The following is a 24,984-nucleotide window of genomic DNA, read 5'->3' on the forward strand; positions in this document are numbered from 1 at the left end:
GATATAACTAACGTACCCCAAGGAAGAGGGAGTACGACATGGAGTTATTGATAAAACTGGAATACGTTGCCTTGCAAATTTGGGCAATATTTTTGATTAAAGCGCTATTGTTCGATTAATACGCTATTGTTCGATTAAAGCGCTACTGTTAGATTAAAGCGCTACGGTTTGGTTAGCGTGCAATAAGAGTGTTTGAGGCGTCCAATTCTAGGTACTAGTCCGATTTGGCACGACTTACATCCTCTAGGTTTTCTGTCTCATGGATGCCATTATTGAATTGTTCAAGTGGTAGAGGCCTACTGAAGTAGTAACCTTGAAGTAGGTCGACCCCAAACTTGCTTATACTCGTAGCATGGCTTGCCGTCTCCACACCCTCTGCAACAACACGATATCCTAAACTTTTTATCATTGAAACCATGGTTGAAACAAAGTCTAGGCTTGATTGATCTTTAGTGATATCAGCAATAAACGAACGGTCAATTTTCACTTCATCTAACGGCAGTTTCTTTAGTAGCGATAAAGAAGAAAAGCCCGTCCCAAAATCGTCTAACGAAACGTTTATTCCTTCCTTTCTTAGTATTTTTAAAGAATGAACACAGGCGTCATAATCGCTAATAGCTGCCGTTTCCGTAATCTCAATGCAAAACTGTGATAACGCTAGGTCATAACTAAGAATGGTTTGAATAAACTCATCTGCGAAGTTCCTTTGGATCAATTGCTTAGCACTGACATTGACGGATATCTGTGTCATAGAGCGCAACCATTGAGAAGCGCGTACATCATGACAAATTTTACTTAGTATATTGTTTCCAAGTTGATGGATGAAGCCGCCGTCTTCTGCAATTTTAATAAATTGAACGGGTGGTACGCTCCCTAATGTTTCATCTGTCCAACGGGCTAAGGCTTCTACTGCAACCACTCGGTGCGTTTTTTGGCACACTTGGGGTTGATAGAATACTTGGAGATCATGATTATCGATTGCTCGTTTTAAGTGATTTTCAAGCTTTATTGAGCTTGGTGTAGAGGAGTCCATCGAATCGTGGTAATGCATTATTTTTCGAATGCCCTGCTGTTTAGCTCGATACATAGCAATATCCGCATTTTTGATCAATTCTTCGGGAGTACCACCATTGAATGGGTAGAACGATATACCTAAACTTCCTTGGCTGATCAATTCGACCTCTTCATGAATCATTGGTTTTTCGACCGCTTTTAAAATTTTACTTGCGAGGTGATTCACCTGCGCTACATCACTTGCATCGCAGAAAAACAAAAATTCATCACCACCAAGACGAGCGATTACCTGTGACTCATCTAGCACACTCTGTATTTCCCTAGAAATATGACACAGTAGCGCATCTCCAATATGGTGACCAAAGGAGTCATTGACTATTTTGAAACGATTGAGATCCATCATCATGACTGCCCCAGGTCTGTCAGGATAATGGTTTATATGTTCGCTGATCTTTTCAATTATTTTTCTACGGTTCGCAAGGCCAGTGAGTGCGTCAAAATAAGCCATATGATGGATTTTTTCTGAGTTTTTACGTTGCTCTGTGATATCCGTTATTGAACCAATAAAGCGTATCGCAACGCCTTGCGCGTTACGCACAGCAGAGCCACTTGCTTGTACCCAAATGTAGCTTCGATCGCGTTTTTGAATGCGAAAACTCGTTTTGAAGGGGGTGTCGCTCACTAAATGTACATGGATGCTTGCTTCTAGTTCACTTATGTCATCGGGGTGGATGAATCGGAATAATTGGTCACAATCGCTTATGTGTTTATGCTCGATGTTTTCGTGATCAAGCATTTTGAGGAGACGAGTATTCCATCGCAACTTGTTACTGATTAGATCCCAGTCCCAGATCCCATCGTTGGAACTATTGGAAACCACTTCCAATTGTTGAAGTAGTTGCTGTGAATTTTTTTGTCTGAGGTTACTGGTGTCAACGAGTAAGTCTCGCTCAATAGAGAGTGCGAGCATATCGAGGTAATTATTGAAAAGAGATTGAGTACCGATATTTTGTTGTTCCGACAGGGAATCTATTACAGTAAGGAGCTGCCAACTGCTTTTCTTACCTGTGGCAATGGGTATGATTGTCGCCGCAAAATGATCGCAGCTCTTAAGTGGTGGGTAACCGTTTATATCGCAGTTTGACTGATATTCATTATAGTCGATAGGTTTTGTCATACCTTGCTCAACCCATTTTTCGATGTTGTACTTTTCGAAATTACAGTGAGCAAGGCAAGCCCAATCAAGTTTGGTTCCGTAGAGACTTTGCGCATCCAGGATAGAATGAAAACCGTTCTGTGCTTGCGAGTAGAAGTTCTCGAAAACCTCAGTGGGTGAGCGGCCCCCAACGTCGAGTAATGCATGACGAATGGACTTATGAGATTCATATTTTGACGTAGAGGAACCACAAGACCGCCTAATGATCAATTTTTGTGGGATTAGCTGAATTTGACTCGAGAATGATTCGCCGTGAATACGTTTAACCGCACGTTCAAAAGCGCAACGTGTTAGCCGCTCGAGCTGTTGGTCGATAGTGGTGAGTGGTGGTTCAATTTGCAGGCCGAAAAACACGTTATCAATGCCAACTATAGCCACATCATTGGGTACGGAAACGTTTAGATGCTTAAGTTGTTCGATCATGCCAATGGCATTGTAGTCGGTCGAGCAAATAACGGCCGTACACGTAGATTTACGTTTGATAAACTCGACAGCAGCTTCTCGGCCTCCTGCTAAAGAGCAGTTACTGACACTAAAAAAATTATTGGGATTGAAAACACCATCATGGTGAACAATGGCTTGTTGAAATGCTTTAAAACGAGAACGAACGTCATTGACGGAGAGATTGCCGCAAAACCCAATATCTTGATGGCCTTGCTCCCGCAGCCAGCGATATAGCGAGCAAACGCCATCACTTTGAACACTGATAAATTGCTCTACTTCCAAAGGAGCGTAGCTTGCGCCTAGAGACAGGACTGGAATATCCTTGCTCAGAGCGGCTTTAACTAAGTGATCCGCTGCAGAATGGAGCACAATTATTAATGCATCTAAATGATCGAGTGCGACTTGTAGATCAAAGTCTCGACGATGACCGCTGCGAATGAAAACCAGATTAACACCATGTTGCTTAGCCATTTGGCGCAGCGTCGCGTTAATCTCCCCCATATAAAATCCACTTAACATTGGCAAGATAATGCCAATAGTCGGACGTTTAACAATATTATTTTTATTCATTTTAATCATTGAATTGAACGAACAGGTAAAAATTAAATATGTTGTAAAGATACGGTTTTAGTCGTTATTACTACAATGCTAGTGAGTACTGCTCTGCCTGATGTTAACCGGTTATTCGGTGATGAAAGAGGCGATAGTGACGAGTCGTACCGCTACAAAAAGTAGCTAAACGGATTAGAACGTCATTTTATAACTGTGTTTTTTACTGTTGTCATGAGACAAATTGATTGATGAGCGATCTGAATTTTTCAACTTCCATAAATGCTCGGTAAACACGGCTATCATCATTAAATGGGCGCGAGTAACGATGCCATCGTTACTACCTCCACTCAGTACATTCTCCAATGTATTGAATGGAGAGTGTAAATCAATTATAACTAACGCTATCAATGCCTTAACGGAAATTAATATAACTGTGTATAGATGCGCATATATCGACAAGCGTCACAATATTACTATATTTAATGTGAACGTAATCCAAGGCTCCTAACCAATCTAGACTAAGCTTTGAGTAATAGATAATGATATTCGGTCATCGCTCGGGCACACTTTTCGCAACAACGGCAACCAAATTGATACCTTGCGCACGTTTGGTGTTAATCATCACCCGTACGAGATTTCTTCTTAAACATAAAATTTTATTCAATTTTAAAAACAATGGCTTGAAGAGAACACTTAGAATTTAAACTTGGCTACCTGAGTAAGCACCGTGGTTTGTGCCAAGAGGTTGTTAGATACATTGGCTTGAGATAGTGCCATGCGTACCTCCGAATCTTCAAAAAACAGGGTTTCATCGGTGCCATCAGCGAAAATATGTTCAACAATTTCTGTGATGTGATGTGATGTGATGTTGAAGTTCAGTGTTTTTGTTTTGTATAAAGAGCCATGTACCGCATGCGTTAGTACAGCATGATATGGCTATCAGCAGCCAATGGCAGTTCCGAGTATGATTGTTTTTAAGGTGGATCGGCGAGTTTTTGAGAAGGTGACGGTGATTATTGTCATTAAGTGATGACGACGTGTGCGGTTAAGTGAGTAAATTGACTAACCGTTTTTCGCTTTTCCCCCCATAATGCGCGCTCAGCCGTCGTAACGTCGATAAGCAAGATACTTTTCATCGTACTGTAACTAGGGTGAATGGTGTCATCAATGGGTAACTAAGAATGCATTATATGAGTTTGCAATTGGATGCGGCAGCGCAAGCTATCGTGGGTGAATTGGTAGAAGGGTTAGAAAATGAAGATGGTTGGATCAAAATGACGGCACGAATCGCTGCGCAAATTGATTCTAAACTGAATGAAAATGGTTATGTCGGGATCGTCACTTGGTTTAGTGATGAAGACTATATCGAGAGTGATATTGTTTATTCTTAACGTACAACGCTTAGGTGACTCTTAAGCTGATACCTTTCAAGAGCGCGGCTTCTTAATGTTTTATTCACACTAAGAAGCCGTGTGTGTTGGTATTGTTGGTATCGTTTTTTCGATCTCTTTTATTTTTCAATGACTAAGGTCTTACCCTGTCGGCTACTTTCCATGGCCAATTCAATGAGCTTTATGGTCCAAATTGCGTCGCTCGCTTCAACGGGGGGACGAGAATTTTTGCGGATCGCTTCGGCCATTTTTTCAAAATAGTGTTGGTAATTACCCGGTTCAGTGGTCACCGGATTGATGGCTTCTGCGCGATACAGGTTTCCATAATGTTCTGGTGCTTCTTTTGTCCAGTTAGGCTCGGTAGGTGAAACGCCGGCAATTAATCTAGCTTCTTGAGGATCCAGCCCCATTTTTTCATAACTTCCTTGTGTGCCTTTGAGGCTAAAGCGTTGGTTTGGCGCTGCGCTAAATAGGTCGCCGTGCAACAGTGCGATGTGGTTAGGGTAGTGTAATGTGACATTGAAATAGTCTACATTTGACGACCCTTCACGTAGCATCAGGCATTGGGCAGTAATCGCATCGGGTAAACCAAAAAGATCCAAACATTGATCAATCAGATGTGAACCTAAGTCGAAAAGAATACCGCCACCGTTTGTGGTTTGTTCACGCCAGCGTTGACGTACCTCAGGGCGAAAACGGTCGAAGTGAGATTCGAAGTGTTTAACGTCGCCGACATTACCTTCTTCAATCAGCTTTTTGACAGTAAGAAAATCACCATCCCAACGGCGGTTATGGTAAACGCTCAGTACACGTTGTTGTTTGTTAGCTAAGGCAACAAGGGTTTCACCATCTTCTACCTGAGTGACGAACGGCTTTTCTATGATGACGTGCTTATTATTCTCTAACGCCGTTTTTGCAAGGGAGAAATGCACGTCATTGGGTGCAGTGATGATCACTAACTCAGCATCGCTGTGGTTTAACAAATCATCGGCCGTTTGATAATGATCCACGGCAGGCCAGTCATTTTTCACAGACTCTGCTTGGCTGCTGCTAATCGCACACAACTCAAATTCAGCCATACTGCTGATAAATGGAAGGTGGAAGGTTTTTGCTGAAAATCCGTAACCAATGACGGCGGTTTTTATTGGGGCGAAATCCATAGTGTTTAACTCTTCGTCGAAGGGGAAGTAAGAATGATGTCAATGTCGTGCTTGGCAAGCAGATTGGCAATGTTGGCGGGTGGCGCTTGATCGGAAATGATCACATCCACGTGCTCAAAGTTGCAGACCTGGAAAAAATTCTGCTGACCAAACTTACTGCTATCACAGACTAAAATCGTGGTCTCTGCTTGTGCGATCATGGCTTGTTTCATCGAGGCTTCGGCCTCGCTGCTGGTGGAAACCCCTTGCTCTGATAAGGCACAAACACCAATGAATGCTTTGTTAATTCGGTAGCTTTCTAATTGCTTAATCGCATTACTGCCAAGAATGGCACGATGAAACGCGTTGAACTCCCCACCCAAAATATGAACCCCAATCTTTTGCTCTGCATTGTGTATTGAGTCCGCGTTACGAGTGAGTGTTGATAAACAGTCGACCGAATTGGTTACGACAGTAAGCGGGGCGCGCAGGTACGTTGCCATTGCAGATAACGTCGTTCCCGTATCAAGCAGTATATAGTCATTCGCTTCAACTAGGCTGGCGGCGAGTTGGCCGATGTCCATTTTTGCCTGACTGATAGTTTTTTGCTGATAGGCTGTTGCATGGGGAGTGACCGGAGAAATTATCGCACCACCACGAATGCGTTGTATACCGGGTTGTTGAGCAAGCTTGACTAGGTCACGTCGCGCGGAATCCCGGGAAATCGAAAATTGCTCGCAGAGATCATTAAGTGTGATTTTTCCTTTTTGATTGAGCAAGGTTTGCATTGCTAGTAATCGTTCATCTTGGGTCATAGTTATTTGTAGGCTCATGCTCAGGCAGTAAGATGGGTTATCTTGTTAAGTCATCATGTGCACTTAAGTGATTTTGTATGATTGTAAGTATTTTTAAGTGATGATGCACGCTTTAGTTTAGCCATCGCGCCGTTTTTTGTCGGTTAGTGGGGGGGGGTTAATGATAGAGGTCGCCTCTTCGCTAGCGATGTTTTCAGGCGCGATAGGAGTGGGAAGAACTTATTAATAAAGATGGATCTCAAGAGAATAGTCACCTAAAATTATGAGGTTAGGTAAAGTATCTCACCGAAATACGCTGGCATAGCGAGTCGATAATTTACGTGCAATGTTGTCCTCACACTCTTTTAGACCCTTTAATTACTAGGTTTTCTTAATCCGATGAAAAAATATGAGTTTATCGTTCAAGACGTTATCAGTAAGATTTGTCAGAATGTTATTACGATGAAATTGCCTTCAGAAAGAGAACTTGCGGAAAGTTATGAGGTGTCTAGGTTCACTATAAGAAAAGCATTAGAGAAATTAGAATCTATTGGTATTGTTACCGTGAAGTCTGGGTCGGGTATATTTATTAATGGTGACATTAATAATAATCCTCTTGTGTATAACTCTATTACTGAAAATAGTTTTAGGAGAATGTCGTACAGTAAGCTGACGTTGAATAAAAGAGTGATGGATTCAAATGAAAAACGAGTGTTTATTTTGGACGATGATGATTATATATGGAATGTAAAGCGCTTAAGACTTATTGATGGGAAAGTTATTCAAATAGAAGAAGCGAGAATGCCAGTAAAGCTTTTTCCAAAAATGAATGATGCGATTATAGAAAGCTCTTTGCAAAAACATGCACTCGATATAGGTCTAGATATTGAACAGTATCTCACAACCTACCGTGCAGTGAACACGTCTAAAGAAGAAGCGCAATTACTTGGTTGTAAGCGTGGTGCTGCGGCTATGAATATTACTAATCGCGGATTTCTTTCTAATGGTGAGGTTTTTATTATCAGTGATATTATTGATATAAACTATCAATGTACGTATCACGCACCATTTAATAGTAAGAATATTCAGTATCGAGATGAAAAATAGCCGAAAAAACGGCTATTATATTTATATACAAGCCCCCTGTTTTGTTGATAAATAGAGGGCTTGCTCATAAATTGGGTGTTAGTTAAGGCGTATGAATACTGCCATCAGGTAAACGGCTTTGTGTCCACTCATGTGGACGGTATTCTACTGGGTAGTCAGCCGCAGCTTGGCGGTTCATCTCAACACCAATGCCTGGGATCTCTGAGGCATAGAGATAGCCATTTTGGGGTTCTTGTGCATTTTGGAACACCGCATGGGTATTTTCTTTGTATTCAACGTGTTCTTGGATGGCAGCGTTATGCAAGTGAACATTTAAGTGAGTATTTACTGCGGCACCAATCGGCGTCATATCAGGCGGGCAGTGCCATGCGATACGCACACCAAAGTGTTGACAGAAGTACCCCAATTTCAGTGCAGGTGTGATGCCACCAATTTGTGAAACGTGGCAGCGGATAAAATCGATACGACGATTAATAATGAGGGATTTCCATTCCTCTGGATTATTAAATAACTCACCCAGCCCAAGAGATACCGAGGTCTGGCTTCTTATATTATCCAGCCACTCAGTTTGACTTGGTGGCAAGATATCCTCAATGAAGAACGGCTTGTACTGTTCAACATCTTTAGCAAACTGAATCGCTTGATTGGGGAATAAACGCTCATGTACATCATGGAGAATATGAAACTCATTACCATATTTTTCACGAAGTGATTTAAACATGGTGAGCGTGTTATCCATGTACTGATCTTGGTCGTAATAGGAACCTGATGTTGGGCTATTGGTAGTATGAATATTTTCTGGTACACCACCATAGAAACCAAGTTGGCAGCGAATATGTTTGTAGCCTTGTTCAAGGAATCCATCAACGAGTTTATAAATACCTTCCATTGAATCACTTGTGGCATGAGTATATACAGGAATAGCATCACGAGATTTACCACCAAATAATTGGTGTAAAGGCATGTTAGCAAGTTTTGATTTAATATCCCAAAGTGCCATGTCAACGCCTGAAATCGCATTGTTAATAACTGGGCCATTACGCCAATAAGCATTAACCATCATCATTTGCCACAAATCTTCTATATTATTGGCGTTTTTACCAATAAGAAGAGGCTTTAGGTATTCATCTACCATTGTTTTAACAGCGAGTGGGCGCTGTTGGAACGTTGCGCAGCCATAGCCTGTGACACCAGCATTCGTTTCCACAATGACAGTGACTAAATTATGCCTGTCTGGTTTGGTAATAATACATTCAATACCAGATATAATGGTTTCTTTCACAATGATGCTGCCTATATAAATTAACTGCTATTATCTAACCGCTAAAAACAGGTTTGATCAAGTAAAAAATGGCCTATTTTTTATTGGTTCATTATTAGTGGGAATAGTTAATGAAAAACAGACCAATTCTGTAAATATCATAAAAACCACAAGATTCGATGTTGAAGTGTGATTGCTTTCTCATTTTTTCGAGTTGGATTTATAGGCCGTCTCCGTATTATACAAACAGACAAATTCATCATAAAATAAGAATTCGGACGATATATGCAAGCGAATGAACCTATGGATGCATTGGATCCAGCAAAGATAGCCTCATCTAAAAATATGAATATAAAAGAAAAAATAGGCCTGTTGGTTGATGCTCTCGGGGGCATTAACAATATTGCAGAGTCGACCCATTGTATGACGCGTCTGCGATTCAAATTGAAAAATGAATCGCTTGCCGATGGTGAAGTGATAAAGAGTATTCATGGCATAAAAGGCGTGGTTTTTCAGGAAGGACAGACTCAAGTCATTGTTGGCGTTGAAGTAGAGCAGTGGTTTAAATCACTTCCTGCCAATGCAGAATCTGACGACGATTCAATTGAAGCGATTGAAACAGCGAGTAAAGGTAAATTGTTCCAAGGTGCGATGCGCATCGTAGCGGGTATTTTTGGCCCCGTCGTTCCAGCAATTGCAGGTGCCGGTATGTTGATGGGTCTGCTATCGGGTTTGATTGCAACGAATGTCATTTCCGAAGACTCAGATACCGTGTTCTTTTTCCGTTCAATCTCTGTCGCGGTGTTCTTTTTCTTACCTATGTTGGTGTCGTTTTCCGCTGCGAAGATGTTTCGAGTAAACGAATACATTGCATTGGCAGTCGCAGCAGCGATGCTGTCACCAAAATTAGCAGACAAGGCTGCGGCGTTAAATGGTATTGGGGAGTTGGCCGAACTAAAAGTTATGGGTGTTATCCCTGTTGAGCTGCTCAATTATGGCGGTGCGATCGTCCCTGCTATTCTTGCCGTTTGGTTGCTATCTAAAGTGACGCCATTAGTCGATAGACTGATTCCATCTGTGGCTAAACCGGTGTTTACTCCGTTGTTTGCGTTTGCGATTACGTCGACAATTACTCTATCTGCTGTCGGACCTTTAGGTATTTGGTTAAGTAATGGCGCGGGGTGGGTAGTGGGTTCACTATTGGAGATTTCACCAACGTTGACCGGTTTTGTATTTGGTATTACTCGCCCAATTACGATTGTGTTTGGTATTCATCACAGCATGACGCCGATCAGTTTGAACAACTTTGCGCTGTATAATAAAGATTTGCTAATGCCAATCATGTGTTTGGGCAATCTGGCGATTGCTGGGGCGACCATGGCGATTTGGCACAAGCAACGTAAGACAGTATCTAAGGAAGAGTCATCAATTACAGTGAGTTCTGGTATTACCGCGATTCTTGGGATTACCGAGCCTGCACTATTTGGTGTGTTGACTAAGTACACTAAAGCGATGCTGACAGCGAGCTTAGCAGCCGGCATATTTGGTGCTATTTCTGTGACAATTGATACACACCTTACCAGCTATATCTTGTCCTCAGTATTCAGTTTGCCAGCGTATTTATCAGGTGGTACACAAAACTTTATTCAAGCGGTACTGGGTGTTTGTGGTGTGTTTACTCTCTCGTTTGTCCTAACGTCGATGTTTGTTAAGTTAGACGACAAGTAACCGGCAATAGTAACTGACCGTTAGTAATAGCCTAGTTCGAGAACATCAATGCCTTAGCTTGAGAGTATTAATACACTGATAGTATTGATTCGAATTGATACTAAGCCCGTTCTTTTAAGAGCGGGCTTTTTTATTTATGCCATTCGCTATTTATTATTTACTTGAGTCGCAATGGGTTGTTTTATATCAGCAATCTGATGGGTGTAGTGGGTGTACGTGAAAATTGGTTAACGTTAAGCACATAAAAGATGTGCGAGATCAATAGTTGACTGTTTTACTCTGGTATTGTGTGTTGACTATTTAGCCAACAAATTTGGATTCAGAGATGACATTATCGATTAAGAAGATCTTTCAAAAGAAAGAAGCCCAAGCGACTCAAGAAAAAAAGCCTAGCTCAACTGATAAGGTCGCTGAGCAGAAAAGTAACGAGGGGAAAAGTAAGCATGATACCCCAACGGGTTGCTGCGGTTCTTGCTCGTAACCCAATAAGAAATGGGGTTTTCTAGTTAGATAAGATTGATTTGATAGCGCTTTGGAACGCAATTTATAAGTACCACGAGCGCTATCAATTTATGTCACAGATAAGCCAAGCTAAACCAAACATAATTAAGCTAAACATACCTATACCTAAGCCACCTCTCCTGCGCCTTTCACCGACTGCTCACTGTTTTCCACCAGTATCGCGGTTGCCGTTTGTTTAAGTTGTATCCACTCTTGATCGTCAATGCTAATGCCATTATGCCAAGCATTTTGTTGCGCTTGCGACAGTTCATTTGAATCGATATGAACGCTGTAGTCTTGCGAAAGTTCCTTCACGTCAAAGTCTTGAATGGACAGCTCTATGATCATGCTATGGTTGTTGGTGTCTTGAATGTTTAGCGCATCGGACAAGAACAATTCGGGCGCCACACAGCCACGATTTAGGATGTACATGGTGTGTTTAGGACTGCTACCATTGGTCCACTTTGCCATACAGGCGATGCCTTTTGCCGCCAGTTTGACTAATTCACTGTAGGCCAGCCAGCGATTATGACAATGGTTCAGTTCGATGGCCATTGACTTTGAACCCACCATTTTTTCAATGGCGTAGTCCATTATCACCGGAAGGTGGCAAGCTAAGCTGCAGCGGTGAAGATCAACGCTGATGAGTTGTGGCTGGGTGAGCGTAATATCTGCCGGGCAATCTTGGTCATGGCTAATATAACGGCTGGCGTTATTGAAATGACGCACCCCATGCAGTCCAACCATTTGTAGATCGGCAACCATGTTGGCAATGACGTCAGCTTCTCCGCATGAGCGACGCATACCAAGAAATGCCTTATTAACCGCAGCGACTAATTCATTATGAGAGACAATCATGATGCGTTTCCTCCTGATAACGGCTCGTTGCTTTGTAATGATTCGCTGCTTGGTAGTAGCGGGAAAATCCAATTATCCTCGAAGGTATTGTTGTGAACTTCATCAAGCAAAGGGGCGCCTTGGAAAAAGGTGACGCGAACCCAACGGTCTGAACGCGGGTCAAATTTGGTCGCGCCAAATACTGCTAGCTTGCAGCGTAATAGATGCATTGGCAACGCGTCTTTATGCAACACATTCATTTGAATATCGCCCATTTCTTTATGACCGAGCGTCCAAACACGCCTTGCAATCGCACGGTGCTGAGGATGCTGTACCAGAAATTCAGCCAGTGACAACTCGGACTCGTGTTGACGCAATGCGTGATAGAGGGTGTTAACTTGGCGCGCTACGTCCAGCGGCAGTTCTTTGTCCTCGCCAAGTTCCTCTCCGCGAATGCCAAGTCTGGGCTCTTCTTTGTCTTGCGAGCGATACCAAAACCAATAGTGGTTCTCTGGTAGAGAAAAATCGATATCGATAGCCCATTGGTAGGCGCGTTCAATTGTCGTCTGCAGGTCTTGGACTTTTTGGCCACTTGGCAAAAACAAGGTTTCATCACTGTTCATTTTCTCTTGATAAGTATCGACCAGTTCTGGATAGATCTCCATCAAGCATGATAAGAGGATCTCTTGGGCTTCTATACTCATATCACTGCTATGGTGAGTGACTTCTCCCCATGTTGAACATTTCTTAATCAGTGCGGGAAACTGAGGGTTGAAGCTTTCTAGGTCAGCCACGGCGTTCGCATTGTACTGACGTTGCCTGTCGTTAATTGTGATCACTTGCTGTAAGTGCATCACCGCTTTATTCAGTAGTCCCTGAAGCGCAGGCAACCGCTGGGTGTCGGTTGCCTGCTGTAACACGATGGCAAGTGCGTGCTCACGCGTGGTCATCCACTGATCAACGATTGTGGGGTGATTAATGAGATAAGGAGCCATCCCCAAACCGGTGGCATTGCCAACCCCTAGGTAGCGTTGCAAAGATGGATGCAGAGATGTGGCGTGTTCACCACCTTGTTGAATCGCGAGGTAATTCACCCAATCTAAGCTAAATTCACGCAGTAGATAGACCGCGCACATCTGAGCGCTAAAAGATTGATTAAAATCGGGGTTATTTTCCAGTCGCTTAAAATCAGCAATACCAAACTTACCATTGCCGTAAACCGCTGTGGTTCTAAGAATGTAACCCACCTCTGCCAGCTCTTTCGGGTTCGGCTGCTCGCCCTTAGCAAGGTAGCGCACTATGTGTTCGAACACTCGTACGCTTTTGTTTGCACGGGCAAGCACTAACACGTTATTGGGGTTTCGCCCCGCTTCTTGCAATGGAACATTCGCTCTAAGTTGCTCTAGGAGCGCGACGTTGACATCGCCATCGATTAAAGCAAAAGTGACGTCCCACCGCTCGGCAATCACACGATCATTACGATCTTCATCGGCGATCTCATCGCAAAACACCACCAAGTGGTAGCTATGGTTTGGTGTGGATAATTTATAGGTCACGTGACCAAACCCTTGTGGCGAAAGTTGCCAGTCGGCTTTGGATACCGTCCATTGTTGTTTGGCCATTTTGCGAATGATCGTGCGAACAAAACTGATTCGGTTTTGATGCATTGCGCCTAATCTTTCCGGTGCCATGACGATGTCGGCAGAGCGTAGTGTAGGTTGGGTAGTCGTGTAAGTCGTAGGATGTGCATCCATGTTGCTCACCACCATTTTAATTATAGTATTGTTGATGTTCTAGTCGGAGCGAGATAACTCGCTCCGCTATGCCTGCCGTCTTCAGGTGTATGTTCACCTGTTTGACGAGTGTCTTTTTTTTACTTCATATATCTCGGCAGCGTGTTGGCTGCCTTGCCGTTTATAGCCCTTGCTCTTTTGCCAGCTTCATCGCGATTTGAGGAGCATTCCAAAGCGACGGCAGCAAAATTAATGAAACGGGGACTGCGGTAATAACAATGAATGATTGCAGCGCGGAGATGCCGCCGGAACCAAGGGATATTAGGATTAATGCTGTTACCCCCATCATTACCCCCCAAAAGGTTCGAATAATCGCATTGGGTTCGGTTTCACCACTAATGACCACGCTAATGGTGTAAGTCATCGAGTCACCCGTCGTGACAATGAAGATAGTCGTGAGAATCAAAAATAGAATGGACGTTAGCATTGGAAACGGCAGTTGTTGGGTCATCGCCAGTAAAGCGCCGGGTAGATTAAAGCCTTCAAATGCTTTACTCACGCTGCCAGGGTCGGCGATTTCAAAAGCCAAGCCAGAGCCACCGACAATGGTGAACCAAAAGCACGTAACCAGAGGCGCAACGAGACTGATAATAGAGACTAATTGTCGAATGCTGCGACCTTTTGAGATACGAGCGATGAAAATGGCCATCATCGGGCCGTAGCCTAGAAACCAGCCCCAGAAAAACACCGTCCACCAACTTAACCAGCCTTCATCACCACGATAGGTCGCCATTGGTAGGAAGTTATTAAGCATGCTTCCTACTCCTTGAATATAGCCATTGACGATAAAATTGGTTGGTCCAAAAATCAGGATGTAAATCATCAGCGCGACCGCTAAGATCACGTTATAACGACTTAGCATTTGCATACCACGATTTAATCCGCTGAGTGCTGACAAGGTATAGAGCACAATGGCAAAGCTCACAATGATAAGCTGAGTAGTGAAGCCATCAGGAATGTCAAAAAGGGCATTTAATGCATAGCTAATTTGTAGTCCAAGAAAACCGATTGGACCAATGGTTCCCGCTGCCACGGCGACAATGCAGCAGGCGTCAATGAGGGCACCAGTATGGCCTTTGAGTGCACGCTCTCCCAGAACGGGGTAGAGTAAAATGCGTGGTTTGAGAGGCAATCCCTTGTCGTAGTGTAGGTGCATCACCACAATTGACGTTAAGCTGCCGACAATGGCCCAAGCAAGGAATCCCCAATGCATGAATGACTGAGACAGGGCGTTAACCGCGCCTTGATAGGTACTTTCTTGCGCACCATATAAAGGTGGTGGACTCACGTAGTGGGCGATAGGCTCTGCTGCTGCCCAAAACACGCCGCCTCCGGCAAGAAGGGTACAGAAGATAATCGCCACCCAGCGAAAGGTGTCCATTTCGGGTTTACTGACTCCGCCAAGAATGACTTTGCCTGTTCGCCCTGCTGCAAGGCCAAGACCAATAAGAAAAGTCAGAAGTAGTAAGAGTTGCCAATAAGGGCCGAAGACATTAACCGACCAAGCAAAGCCGGTGTTAACGAGATTAGAGAGTAACTTGGCATCGTATAGGGCGATGGCGACAAAAAGGCCAATGAAGCCGCCGCTGTACCAAAAGGCAGGGTTGCTTAGTCCAAGATTTTCATAAGTACTTCCGCTATCAGTGCTGGCTTGTTTACCTCCCGAGACGGCAGAGGCCATTTCGGCTGGCTGCACTCTTGAAGCTTTGATACTTGAAGCTTTCACTTTATTGGTTAAATCTGACATGCTCTGACTCCAGAGTTTTCTTTGCGTGAATTAACGTGGTCACGACAAAGGATTGAGTTAACACCTGCTTTGTTATTTTTGCTGTTAAGCAGGCTGTTCCATGTTTGGGCTACGGCTTTACGAAATAGGCTGTAATCCTTGTTGTAAGAAATTAAACCAGTTCTCGCCCAGTACTTTTCCGGCCTCGGACTCGCTGAATCCATGGCGTATTAATCCGTTGTAAATGTTTTCCATGCCACTGCTTCCACAAAACCATGGCAATGCATCGGGCCATCCTGAGTTACTGGCTGACCCCTCACCATAATCCATGGCTTTGGACCAGCGCCCATTGCGCATCCACTCTAGAACTTCTTGAGGTTGGTTTAGGCACAGATCGCTACCAATACCTAAGTGCTCAACTCCTACCATATCGGCAGTTTTTGCCACCATGTTGCAGAAGTCTTCCAAGGAGCATTGGCTGCCATTTGGCAAATGAAATGGGTACAAACTGAACCCAATTAACCCACCTCGAGCCGTGAGCGCTTTGATAACGTCGTTGGATTTATTACGCAGTGCGTCAAATGCAAAGGTTGGGTTCGCATGGCTGATGCAAATAGGGCGCGAAGATAAGTCAATCGCCTCAAGCGTTGAACGCTCGGCGCTGTGTGACATATCCACTATCATGCCAACTCGGTTCATTTCTTCGATGGCTTGTTTGCCGAATCGCGTGACACCGCTGTCGTGGCTTTCATAGCATCCTGTGGCTAATAGACTTTGATTGTTGTAGGTGAGCTGCATAATCAGCAGCCCTTGCTGACGCATGACCTCAATGAGACCAATTTCATCTTCAATGGGAGAACAGTTTTGCGCGCCAAAGAAGACACCGACTTTACCTTGAGCTTTCGCTGTTTCAACGTCGGCCATTGAGTGTACTGGCATAATGAGATCGGCATTTTGCTCAAACCTCAAGTTCCACTCGGCGAAGCGAGTGAGTGTTTCTCTGGCGTTTTCGTGATAGACGATGGTGGCGTGCACGGCAGTGATACCACTGTGTTTTAGGGTTTGAAAATATTCTCGGTCCCAATTGCAGTACTGCAATCCATCTATAACAATCCGTTGTTGGTACATAGCCATTCCTCGCGCTTACGGGTTTGTGTCGGGTTTTCGATTGAAATGGGAGCTTTGCTTTGATCTTGCATAGCAAAGCTCCACGCACGCGTCTTAGTAAGGGCGTTGGTATGCGGTTTTTACAACGGTATAGAATTCTTTCGCGTATTGACCTTGTTCTCGAGGCCCAAAGCTGGATTCTTTACGTCCCCCGAACGGTACGTGATAGTCCGTTCCCGCCGTTGGCAAGTTGACCATGACACAACCGGTTTGTGCTTGTTGTTTGAATAGTGCACTGCTACGTAGGCTCTGTGTGATGATGCCGCCAGTGAGTCCAAAACGCGTGTCGTTTGTGGTTGCAATGGCTTCATCAAGATCAGCAACACGAATTACGCAGGCCATTGGCGCAAACACTTCCTCTTGGTTTACATCCCAGCGATTCTGCGTGTTGAGAAAGAGAGTGGGTGACATGTAGTGTCCATCATGCTCAAGGTTGAGCCTTTCGCCACCAAAAGCGAGCTCTGCGCCACATTCACGAGCTTTCTCTATCCATGCGAAATTGGCGTCCAGTTGATTGCCATCGACAACCGGTCCCATGAACACTCCTTCTTCAAGTGCGTGACCGACCTTAAGTTCGCTCATTCGCTTAATGAGTGCTTCGACGTAAGCATCGTGAATACCGTCCATCACAACAAGGCGTGAGGACGCGGTACACTTTTGCCCTGCTCCAGAAAACGAACCCGCGATGGTTGCTTCGACGGCAATTTGGATATCGGCGTCGTCGGCGATGACTAAGGCGTTTTTGCTGCCCATTTCTAATTGGCAACGAACAAAATTAGGGGCTGTCGCCGCCGCAACCTTACGACCCGTTTCAACGGAACCAGTAAAGCTGACGCCATTGATGTCGGGAGAGTTAATTAAGGTGTTACCTACCTTGCTGCCACTGCCAAGGACAAGGTTGAACGTCCCTGCGGGAATACCTTGGCGATGAATAATTTCGGTTAACGCCACGGCACTGGCTGGCGTGAGGTTAGCGGGTTTCCAAATAACACTGTTCCCGAATGCCAGCGCTGGGGCGATTTTCCATGCGGCTGTCGCAGTTGGGAAGTTCCAAGGTGAGATGATCGCAATGACACCCACAGCTTCGCGAGTCACTTCAACCGAGACGCCAGGGCGAACGGAGTCGGCACTGTCACCGATTTGTCTTAGCACTTCTGCTGCAAAATATTGGAAGAATTGACCTGCGCGATAAATCTCCCCGCGACCTTCCATAAACGGTTTGCCTTCTTCTTTAGAAAGCAGCGTACCGAGTTCATCGCAGCGGGCAATGAGTTCATCACCAATGGCTTGCAATACCGCTTGCTTGCGTTCTATAGGGGTTTTCTCCCATTCTGGCTGAGCGTGCTTAGCGGCAGAAATGGCCTGTTTAACTTGCGCTTCGCTGGCTTGAGCAAATTGCCCCAAGCTTTCACTGATATCCGAAGGGTTGATGTTGGCAATGGTATTGATTCCAGATTGCCATTCTCCAGCAATATAAAGAGCATTTTCAGTAGGAAGGGTAGCGATAGTCATGATGGTGTCCTTGTCATGATGTGGTTGCATGTGAGTCTGGCAACGTCGGTAAAGGGTAAAAGTAATTCAATAATTAACAGGGCTAGCCGTCAGTCAGCGACATGCTTATGTCGGTAATTCTGATACGGCCGCATAAACAACGAATTCAACCAACATTTCTTCGCGCGCTAATCCAGCCACGACAACGGCGGCTCGGTTAGGATAGGGAGCATTGAAATGTTCGGCGTAAACTGCATTGACGGTTTTTAAATATTCTCGGTCTGTTACGTAAATCAAGACCTGCAGTACGGAATCGAGTGATTCCCCTGCGCACTCTAATGTATGGGCGAGGTTGGTAAAGGTTTGACGAGTTTGAGCTTCAATCCCCCCTTCAACGACGGCGCCCGTCGTATCAATCGGAATTTGAGCGGTATAAAGCGTACCATTATTGATAATAGCCCATTCAAGCGGTGCTTTTGAGGCGAAAAGTTGAGTCTTAACTGGGTGTTTTTTTGTTTGAATGTCCACGTTTATATCCAATCATGTAACGGTAATGTTTCGAGATGGTTAAATATTGCCTTCTGATATATGATAAATCTAACGGTAAATATTTTACATTTGATAATAAAAACTTATCACCTTGCGTTAAGTAAGGTAAATAAAGGGCTGGCAAGGGATAGAGCACATGCAGATTAAGCTTCAGCAATTGAATCATTTTGTGATGGTGGTCGAAGAAGGGGGATTTCGAGCGGCTTCTCACCGAGCTAATCGTTCACAGGCAGCCCTATCAACATCGATAAAAGAACTGGAAAGAATTTTAAGGCAGCCTTTGTTTGAATCGGGGAACAAATCGACACTCACGCCCTTTGGTGAAATATGTTTGCCAAAAGTACATAAATTCTTAAATGTGTATAAAGCGCTAGATAATGATCTCCGTGCGGCGGCGGCTGGACAACAAGGCCGGGTGAGAATAGCCAGTGTCCCATCGGTTGCCGCGAAGTTAATCCCCAGCGTATTAGGCGCATTTTGTGAGAGGTACCCGCAGGTAGAAGTGAGTCTAATCGATGACAATGCCGCTGGGGTTGAGGCTCGATTGCTTTCAGGGGAAGTAGATTTGGCGCTAGGGAATAGCTCCAACTTGGAGCAGGAAACGATTGATTTTACCCCCTTGATATCGGATCAAATAGGCGTTGTTTGTTTAAAGGATAACCCCATCGCATCGCAACCCAATGGCATTGAGTGGCAAACGTTATTGAAGCAGCCATTTATTCGCAATGGAACGTGCACATTGTTGGATGCAACACCGGCCCGCGCCTTGAGTGAGCAAGCTTTGTATTCTGTTGAGAATATCACCTCGTTATTTTCGGTATTAGAGCTGGGGATTGGCGTGACCACATTACCCAAACTAGCTTTCCCAACCAACGAAACACGATTGGTTTGGATTCCACTTATTGACCCCCCATTGAAACGTCAAATTGGCATATTTCGTTTAGCGGAGCGAACCATTTCGCCTCAAGCGCAGGCTTTTTATGACCTGTGTGTGGAGTATTTATACTATCGAGAGTGAGAGAAGGGGTAGGTTGCTGGGATTACCATTGCTTTGTCATATATCACTGATAAAGTGTTGTGATATGCCAGTATTCAGCAGGAGGAATAGAGATGGTGCGGTTACTATATCGAATGTCTATTTCGTTTTTCAACGTTAAATTACATTATATACTAGTGGTAATGCTAGGGATCCTCTTTGTACTGTTTGTGAGCTTTTTACGACTGGAAGAGCGGCTTTGCCAATACTTGTTGCTGTAAATGGTGGAGATTCGTTGATTGCCGTTCGTGAGCGGTCGCAGGTCTTCATGTTTCGTTACACGAAATAAAATGGGTGTGGTGGAATGATGAGGGTTTCCCGCCAAATTGCGAGTAAGATAAAAATATACGGCAGTAGGGAGTAATAAGAGCACTCTACTGCCGTGAATAATCATCTAAGTAATGATCGTTGGGTTAGTCAAACTCAACTTAATGGCTATTAAATACTACTTCATAAACGCCTGAGAATACGTGGCCGTAACCCTCTCCTTTCGTGCCCAAGCCAAGGTCATCCCAATCAGTCATTTTCGTGAACCCTTTGAGAGCGACTAGACCAGTAAGTGGGTCGTAGGCGGTAATCGCTAATGCTTCATGAAACTCAAATACGCCTTCTGTAACGCCATACTCTAGAGTTCCGTAAGAAGTATTGTGCGACCAGTTTGTACGAATGGTCGCATCATCTAACGCTAGATACATATTGTTACCTTGATACGCTTCTTGATAAAGTTGCATGTACTCCGTTTCGTTAGCGTTTTTATCAATACGACGCAGTTTCACGGTACGGTTTTGCTCTGAGAATAAATCGGCAATACTTAAGCTATTTGCACTTTGACCACAATTTTCGAGAGCGTTGATGTAGCTCCCAATAGTGTGAAGGGATTCAGGCTGATCCAGGTTGTCATTCCAACCGCTATCACCCGCTGAGCATGCGCTGAGGGAATGGTCAGTGTACAGCACGGAAGCACCGAAGCTAATGATCGTATTATTGTCTGAATGGATTGCCGCAATAGTGTAGCGTTCATCCTTATTTAGTGTGGTGTCGAAATCGAAATCGATACCCACATCGCCCGCTTTTTCTGTTGGGTATGGTGTGGAGTTATTGTCGTAACACTCCGTTGATTGGGCGACCAGTTGTTTATTACCATCGTAGAGGGCAAATGTTTTGAAGTTACTTAGTACGTCATTACATGTCCAGTTGACTGAACCACTCTCGAAATATAAGTCAGCATCGCTAGATTGTAGTTCTATACCAATTTTTCCAATATTGTACCCACCGTTATTCATAGGGTAGTAATAAACAAAATCTTGAACATTACCACTAGAGTCTAAGTGATTCTCAGCGTCTAGTTTTTCGGAATACCAGATATCACTCGATTGTTCAGAGGTTGAGGTAGATACATCGTTAATGCTGACCACATAACGAGGTGACAATGTATTATTTTCTGATTGTTCGTCAACTAAATCGGTCTTAATGCTAATAGTTGATTCTACGCCTTCATCATTGATATACGAGCCTGAAATCGTCTCGCCATCGGAGGTATAGCGACCAATTTCAATAGTGGGCTCTGCACAGGCGCTTAACGGGTCGATAGGTTGAGTGACTTCGTTGTCGTCAATAAACCATATTTTACCGTCTTCAAGCTTAATTGATTGGCAATACACTTCGTTATAAAACTCATCAGTTTCAATCTTGTACAGCACCTGCCCTTCTAATATGTGCGGTACTTCAATATTGGATTCAGCAACCGATATATTGAAAATGGCCTCTGCTTTGTCGGCGTTTACCGCATCTTTTGCAGAAACAGATATGGTATATGCGCCGGCTTTGCTTGGGGTCCCGGTTAGCACTAGAATCTTCTCTGCTGGTCGAATGGTTGCAATGAGACCTGGCGCATCAGTTATTACGGAAAGGGTGACTTCACTTTCACCGTCGTCATCAAATAGGGTATCAACTGCGTAGCTAGCATCGGATTCAATCCCCTGCATTAATTCCGCAGTATCAAATATGGTCTGTAACTCTGATTGAGCAGGGCCGTTTACCGTTGGTGGAAGATCGGGAGACGTTACCGTTAGCGTTAGTTTTACTGGGCGTGATTTTGCACTATGTGTATCGGTTGCGAATACATAATATGTAAAGGTACCTGCGACGGTAGCCTCAGTTGATATTATAGTACTGCCATCCCCAACGATACTTAACGCGGGACCCTGATCATTAGTTTCAATGCTATAGGTAACTTGGTCGCCATCTTTATCATTAAACCAAGCCGTGAGATCAATCGAGTCAGTCATTTGACCTAGCTCAATGGTCACATTCGAATATTCTTTAAGCTGATTTGGTCGATGGTTTGGGGTGACAATAATACTGCCTTGACCGTCCGAACTGATACTAGGTTGGTAGTCGGTGAGCTCATCGGAAGTTTTGTCTTTAATGGAATCAGCAACTTCTTTCGCTATGTCTAACCCATTATCACCTTGAGCGTGATCAACGAGGGTTTCACCGATGACTTCGAGGTGTTTGTTACTTTGTTTAACATAGTCACCAAAGACCTCTTCAGCCGATACCACCAAACCTGCGTCGGTGAGGCTTGAGACAACTTGCAACTTCGCTTCATCGAGTTGTGTGCCTGCTTGCACTTTTTGGACGACAAGATTAGTTAAAGGAGTAACAACGGTCGAGCCTTGTGGAGCTTTTAGCTCAAATGCCTTAGTTACGGGACCACGAGATGAATCAATGGTTTGATTTTTGATGGCATTAACACAAATCTGATTTGCTTGGTATTTATTGTCAATGTTTAATTGACCATTTGCATCAGTTTGCTCCGCTAGTATAAGGTCACAAATACCATCGTTATTAGTATCCACACTGAGAATGGCATTTTGTAAATAACCGTCAATCGCCGTAACGGTAAATGAACCACTGTTAGGCACTGATGAAGTTTCTGAAGAATCACCACCACATCCACTTAATATGACGGTAGAAATTGCTGTCGCGAGCAATGTTTTTTTAGACAACCAGATTTTGGTCATTGTAACATCCTGTTTTTCATTAATTATAATAGTGACGCAAGTGAATTCGATAAGCCGACTTGCAGTGGCACTATAATCAGAAAAGAGGAGGTTGACGATTGATACATTCTAATAATGCGTCTTGTGATTTAAATTTCCATGGTGAATCTATGGTTTTGAATTTAACGGTTGATTTTAAAGGCAATAGTTGTTAATTAAGAGGCTGTCTTGGTATGTTATCTCTATGCGGGAAATACGGTTTGAAGGAAGTGGTAATCTTCATTTAATTTGGAGGATTATGTTGATTTGTCTATGTTTCCTATATTTTATAGTTACGAGAGATAGTGTTAATTATCCTATGTGGAATAGTAAACTGCCGTTGCTCCTTTCTAAAATGAATATAAACTTGCGTAAAGATATCTTCATCATTACGACGTAGGGGCTCGTTTACGAATAACACTACTTTGAATGTGGAGAGATATTCATGCCTTTGTCATATTGACGAACTATTTTTATGATGTAGTGAGGGAGCTCTATGTCATTAAAAATCAAAAGTTGGTTAATTATATTATCGCTATTCTTAGGGTTAACCAGTGTGTATGTTTACATCGCGGTGCCACAGATAACGAAAGAACAAAGCAATACTTTTTCACAAGTGAATTGTACGGTAACTGAATCACAAGGAAATAAGCGTTTTTCCATCTACATTCCGACCGATTGGAATGCGCAACCTCTTGCCAATATTTTTTGTGATACGCTATTAAAAACCAGCGATTATCGCGATGTTGTGGTGTCATGGAAGCCTCGAGAACAATTATCTGCCGATGAGTTATTAGCGCAAGAATTCGATTTAGTAATGAGTCGCCATAGAGAGCTTAATGGTCTGGTTCCGGATTATTCAACGCTTTACCACGAACTGCTTTCTTATCCTCAATACCCCATTTATTTGTATGCTCAGATGACGCTAGATTCGGTCACTCAGAGCCTATTCTACAAACGAACCGTTGGGTTGTTGCGTGACAAAAAAAGTCAGTCTGGACATTTGATTCCACTACTGGCGTTGAAACAGCGGCAGATAGCATTGCCTGCAGAACAGCTGCGTTGGTTTGATAACCGTGAACAAATGATCCGCGCTTTTTCTAATCGGGAAGTCGATTTTATCCCAGCGCTAGGTATCGAAACGGGGTTAGCAAACTGGCCAACGACACAACGAGCATTATTAAAAACCATGCCTTCTTTAGGCAGTTGGTTTCTTGCAACAACGGTTGAGTCATCGATTGGATGCGTGATTCAGCGTTATTTCGTTAGCCAAGAGACGCGTGGGCTGTTTGCCTCTTCTGCCATTGATGGTGGTGAACCATGCTAAATCGACGTTTATTTTTTGTTGACTCCAAGCAGCACAATCTGCCCATTAGTTTCATTTCTTACGGTTGTGGTCTGGGGGTCGTTCAATGGTACTGCATACTCATAGCGGTATGCTCTTTGCCTTTATCTTGGTTTGTTTTGGGTATCATATTGGAAAAGAGTCTGGCTCATGCGATGCAGCAGCAACTTCCGATACTGTTTCAGCAAGCCGCAGTGAATAGTTTTGATGCCCATGCATTGGTATTAAAAAGTGAAGCGAGTCTAAAAGCACTGATTGAAGGCGTTTCTTTTCATCATCATTGGTTAGGAGCGGTGGTCAAGCACGTTAATGTTTTAGAGATATCTCTAAACCTAAAAACAGAAGTCGCGGGGGCTGATGTGAACTTTATGTTTGATCAGCGTGATTATGCTGTTCACTGGTCACTTGATGTTGTTTGGGAGCAATCGAAACTGTTGCTATTGATCCTGTTCAACCCTGTTTTGGTTACGCTGCTTATCCTATTGCTTTGGCGCGGATATAAGGAGGGAGGCCGTACTACTCGTCTCCTTTTCGAAACGGGCAGTGGAGCAGCGCAAACCGCAATTTTCAAAGAATCTCAAGCGCTGACTGCAGATGAACATCAAGCATTGACTAAAGATGACCCACAGACCTTAAATATACCTGAGAAACCAAGTAGCTCGGTGCAAAACGATGCGACAGGGGTGATGTCGTCTAATGCGAGTAACGAACCCGTCGTCATCTCCAAGACTCAGGAAAGCGGTCAATCCTTGGCTCATCAAGCCGCTGAATCGCTCGCTTATCACTCGCAAGAATTGCAGTTTGAGCCGGCGACTCAGAGTGTGGTGATTGACGACCAGCGTATTGTTA

Annotated in this window: 17 protein-coding genes and 1 pseudogene; 7 read left to right on the plus strand and 11 right to left on the minus strand. The window is 43.9% G+C overall.

Features of this window, described 5'->3' with window-relative positions; all coding sequences use genetic code 11:
- Positions 1-214: 214 nt before the first annotated feature.
- The gene (locus M9196_RS22475) at positions 215-3,244 is read right to left on the minus strand and encodes an EAL domain-containing protein (RefSeq protein ID WP_250619736.1); all 3,030 of its coding nucleotides are present in this window, start codon (positions 3,242-3,244) and stop codon (positions 215-217) included.
- A gap of 1,172 nt (positions 3,245-4,416) precedes the next feature.
- Between M9196_RS22475 and M9196_RS22480 the strand changes: the two genes are divergently transcribed.
- The gene (locus M9196_RS22480; protein WP_250619737.1) at positions 4,417-4,617 is read left to right on the plus strand and encodes a hypothetical protein; all 201 of its coding nucleotides are present in this window, start codon (positions 4,417-4,419) and stop codon (positions 4,615-4,617) included.
- 119 nt (positions 4,618-4,736) lie between these two features.
- Here the strand turns inward: M9196_RS22480 and M9196_RS22485 are convergent, their stop codons facing one another.
- Together M9196_RS22485 and M9196_RS22490 are read right to left on the minus strand one after the other, a co-directional pair.
- Entirely contained in the window at positions 4,737-5,777 is a 1,041-nt protein-coding gene (locus M9196_RS22485) for an oxidoreductase (protein ID WP_250619738.1), read from the minus strand.
- Between the two features lie 5 nt (positions 5,778-5,782).
- Complete coding sequence (locus tag M9196_RS22490; RefSeq protein ID WP_250619739.1) at positions 5,783-6,571, minus strand: DeoR/GlpR family DNA-binding transcription regulator; 789 nt, start codon at positions 6,569-6,571, stop codon at positions 5,783-5,785.
- Positions 6,572-6,949: 378 nt separating this feature from the next.
- Between M9196_RS22490 and M9196_RS22495 the strand changes: the two genes are divergently transcribed.
- Entirely contained in the window at positions 6,950-7,657 is a 708-nt protein-coding gene (locus M9196_RS22495; protein ID WP_250619740.1) for a GntR family transcriptional regulator, read from the plus strand.
- 82 nt (positions 7,658-7,739) lie between these two features.
- Here M9196_RS22495 and M9196_RS22500 read toward each other — a convergent pair whose 3' ends face one another.
- The gene (locus M9196_RS22500) at positions 7,740-8,939 is read right to left on the minus strand and encodes an enolase C-terminal domain-like protein (protein WP_250619741.1); all 1,200 of its coding nucleotides are present in this window, start codon (positions 8,937-8,939) and stop codon (positions 7,740-7,742) included.
- 264 nt (positions 8,940-9,203) lie between these two features.
- Between M9196_RS22500 and M9196_RS22505 the strand changes: the two genes are divergently transcribed.
- Positions 9,204-10,646, plus strand: coding sequence for a PTS transporter subunit EIIC (locus M9196_RS22505; protein WP_250619742.1), 1,443 nt, complete (start codon positions 9,204-9,206; stop codon positions 10,644-10,646).
- Between the two features lie 325 nt (positions 10,647-10,971).
- Positions 10,972-11,127 carry a CCGSCS motif protein gene (locus tag M9196_RS22510; protein WP_250619743.1) on the plus strand — a complete coding sequence of 52 codons (156 nt, stop codon included), beginning with the start codon at positions 10,972-10,974 and terminating at the stop codon, positions 11,125-11,127.
- A 146-nt stretch (positions 11,128-11,273) separates the two neighbouring features.
- Here M9196_RS22510 and M9196_RS22515 read toward each other — a convergent pair whose 3' ends face one another.
- The 6 genes and pseudogenes from M9196_RS22515 to M9196_RS22540 form a co-directional block, all read right to left on the minus strand.
- Positions 11,274-12,005 (minus strand): DUF3726 domain-containing protein, encoded by a 732-nt coding sequence (locus M9196_RS22515; protein ID WP_250619744.1) that lies wholly within the window; start codon positions 12,003-12,005, stop codon positions 11,274-11,276.
- Positions 12,002-13,738 (minus strand): hypothetical protein, encoded by a 1,737-nt coding sequence (locus M9196_RS22520; RefSeq protein ID WP_250619745.1) that lies wholly within the window; start codon positions 13,736-13,738, stop codon positions 12,002-12,004. Before M9196_RS22520 ends, M9196_RS22515 begins: the two co-directional genes overlap by 4 nt.
- 160 nt (positions 13,739-13,898) lie before the next feature.
- A pseudogene (locus tag M9196_RS22525) lies at positions 13,899-15,416 on the minus strand (BCCT family transporter); the annotation flags it as partial.
- Positions 15,417-15,641: 225 nt separating this feature from the next.
- Positions 15,642-16,631 (minus strand): membrane dipeptidase, encoded by a 990-nt coding sequence (locus tag M9196_RS22530; RefSeq protein WP_250619747.1) that lies wholly within the window; start codon positions 16,629-16,631, stop codon positions 15,642-15,644.
- 93 nt (positions 16,632-16,724) lie between these two features.
- On the minus strand, positions 16,725-18,182 hold the full coding sequence (locus M9196_RS22535; RefSeq protein ID WP_250619748.1) for an aldehyde dehydrogenase family protein: 1,458 nt from the start codon (positions 18,180-18,182) through the stop codon (positions 16,725-16,727).
- A gap of 105 nt (positions 18,183-18,287) precedes the next feature.
- Positions 18,288-18,689, minus strand: coding sequence for a RidA family protein (locus M9196_RS22540; RefSeq protein ID WP_250619749.1), 402 nt, complete (start codon positions 18,687-18,689; stop codon positions 18,288-18,290).
- Between the two features lie 157 nt (positions 18,690-18,846).
- On the opposite strand from M9196_RS22540, the gene M9196_RS22545 reads away from it, so the two are divergent.
- Complete coding sequence (locus M9196_RS22545; RefSeq protein WP_250619750.1) at positions 18,847-19,728, plus strand: LysR family transcriptional regulator; 882 nt, start codon at positions 18,847-18,849, stop codon at positions 19,726-19,728.
- A gap of 446 nt (positions 19,729-20,174) precedes the next feature.
- Here the strand turns inward: M9196_RS22545 and M9196_RS22550 are convergent, their stop codons facing one another.
- The gene (locus M9196_RS22550; protein ID WP_250619751.1) at positions 20,175-22,772 is read right to left on the minus strand and encodes a hypothetical protein; all 2,598 of its coding nucleotides are present in this window, start codon (positions 22,770-22,772) and stop codon (positions 20,175-20,177) included.
- A 514-nt stretch (positions 22,773-23,286) separates the two neighbouring features.
- Between M9196_RS22550 and M9196_RS22555 the strand changes: the two genes are divergently transcribed.
- Together M9196_RS22555 and M9196_RS22560 are read left to right on the plus strand one after the other, a co-directional pair.
- Entirely contained in the window at positions 23,287-24,117 is an 831-nt protein-coding gene (locus M9196_RS22555; protein WP_250619752.1) for a hypothetical protein, read from the plus strand.
- Positions 24,111-24,984 (plus strand): hypothetical protein (locus tag M9196_RS22560; protein WP_250619753.1); only part of this gene is annotated, 874 nt, incomplete at its 3' end. The genes M9196_RS22555 and M9196_RS22560, both read left to right, overlap by 7 nt.

The organism is Vibrio methylphosphonaticus (genome assembly GCF_023634655.1).
In the GTDB taxonomy this organism is placed as follows: Bacteria; Pseudomonadota; Gammaproteobacteria; order Enterobacterales; family Vibrionaceae; genus Vibrio; species Vibrio methylphosphonaticus.

Excerpts from the sequence above, each read along its gene's own strand:
- M9196_RS22475 (WP_250619736.1), bottom strand. The coding sequence starts at position 3,244 with ATGAATAAAAATAATATTGTTAAACGTCCGACTATTGGCATTATCTTG.
- M9196_RS22480 (WP_250619737.1), top strand. The coding sequence starts at position 4,417 with ATGAGTTTGCAATTGGATGCGGCAGCGCAAGCTATCGTGGGTGAATTG.
- M9196_RS22485 (WP_250619738.1), bottom strand. The coding sequence starts at position 5,777 with ATGGATTTCGCCCCAATAAAAACCGCCGTCATTGGTTACGGATTTTCA.
- M9196_RS22490 (WP_250619739.1), bottom strand. The coding sequence starts at position 6,571 with ATGACCCAAGATGAACGATTACTAGCAATGCAAACCTTGCTCAATCAA.
- M9196_RS22495 (WP_250619740.1), top strand. The coding sequence starts at position 6,950 with ATGAAAAAATATGAGTTTATCGTTCAAGACGTTATCAGTAAGATTTGT.
- M9196_RS22505 (WP_250619742.1), top strand. The coding sequence starts at position 9,204 with ATGCAAGCGAATGAACCTATGGATGCATTGGATCCAGCAAAGATAGCC.
- M9196_RS22510 (WP_250619743.1), top strand. The coding sequence starts at position 10,972 with ATGACATTATCGATTAAGAAGATCTTTCAAAAGAAAGAAGCCCAAGCG.
- M9196_RS22515 (WP_250619744.1), bottom strand. The coding sequence starts at position 12,005 with ATGATTGTCTCTCATAATGAATTAGTCGCTGCGGTTAATAAGGCATTT.
- M9196_RS22520 (WP_250619745.1), bottom strand. The coding sequence starts at position 13,738 with ATGGATGCACATCCTACGACTTACACGACTACCCAACCTACACTACGC.
- M9196_RS22530 (WP_250619747.1), bottom strand. The coding sequence starts at position 16,631 with ATGTACCAACAACGGATTGTTATAGATGGATTGCAGTACTGCAATTGG.
- M9196_RS22535 (WP_250619748.1), bottom strand. The coding sequence starts at position 18,182 with ATGACTATCGCTACCCTTCCTACTGAAAATGCTCTTTATATTGCTGGA.
- M9196_RS22545 (WP_250619750.1), top strand. The coding sequence starts at position 18,847 with ATGCAGATTAAGCTTCAGCAATTGAATCATTTTGTGATGGTGGTCGAA.
- M9196_RS22550 (WP_250619751.1), bottom strand. The coding sequence starts at position 22,772 with ATGACCAAAATCTGGTTGTCTAAAAAAACATTGCTCGCGACAGCAATT.
- M9196_RS22555 (WP_250619752.1), top strand. The coding sequence starts at position 23,287 with ATGTCATTAAAAATCAAAAGTTGGTTAATTATATTATCGCTATTCTTA.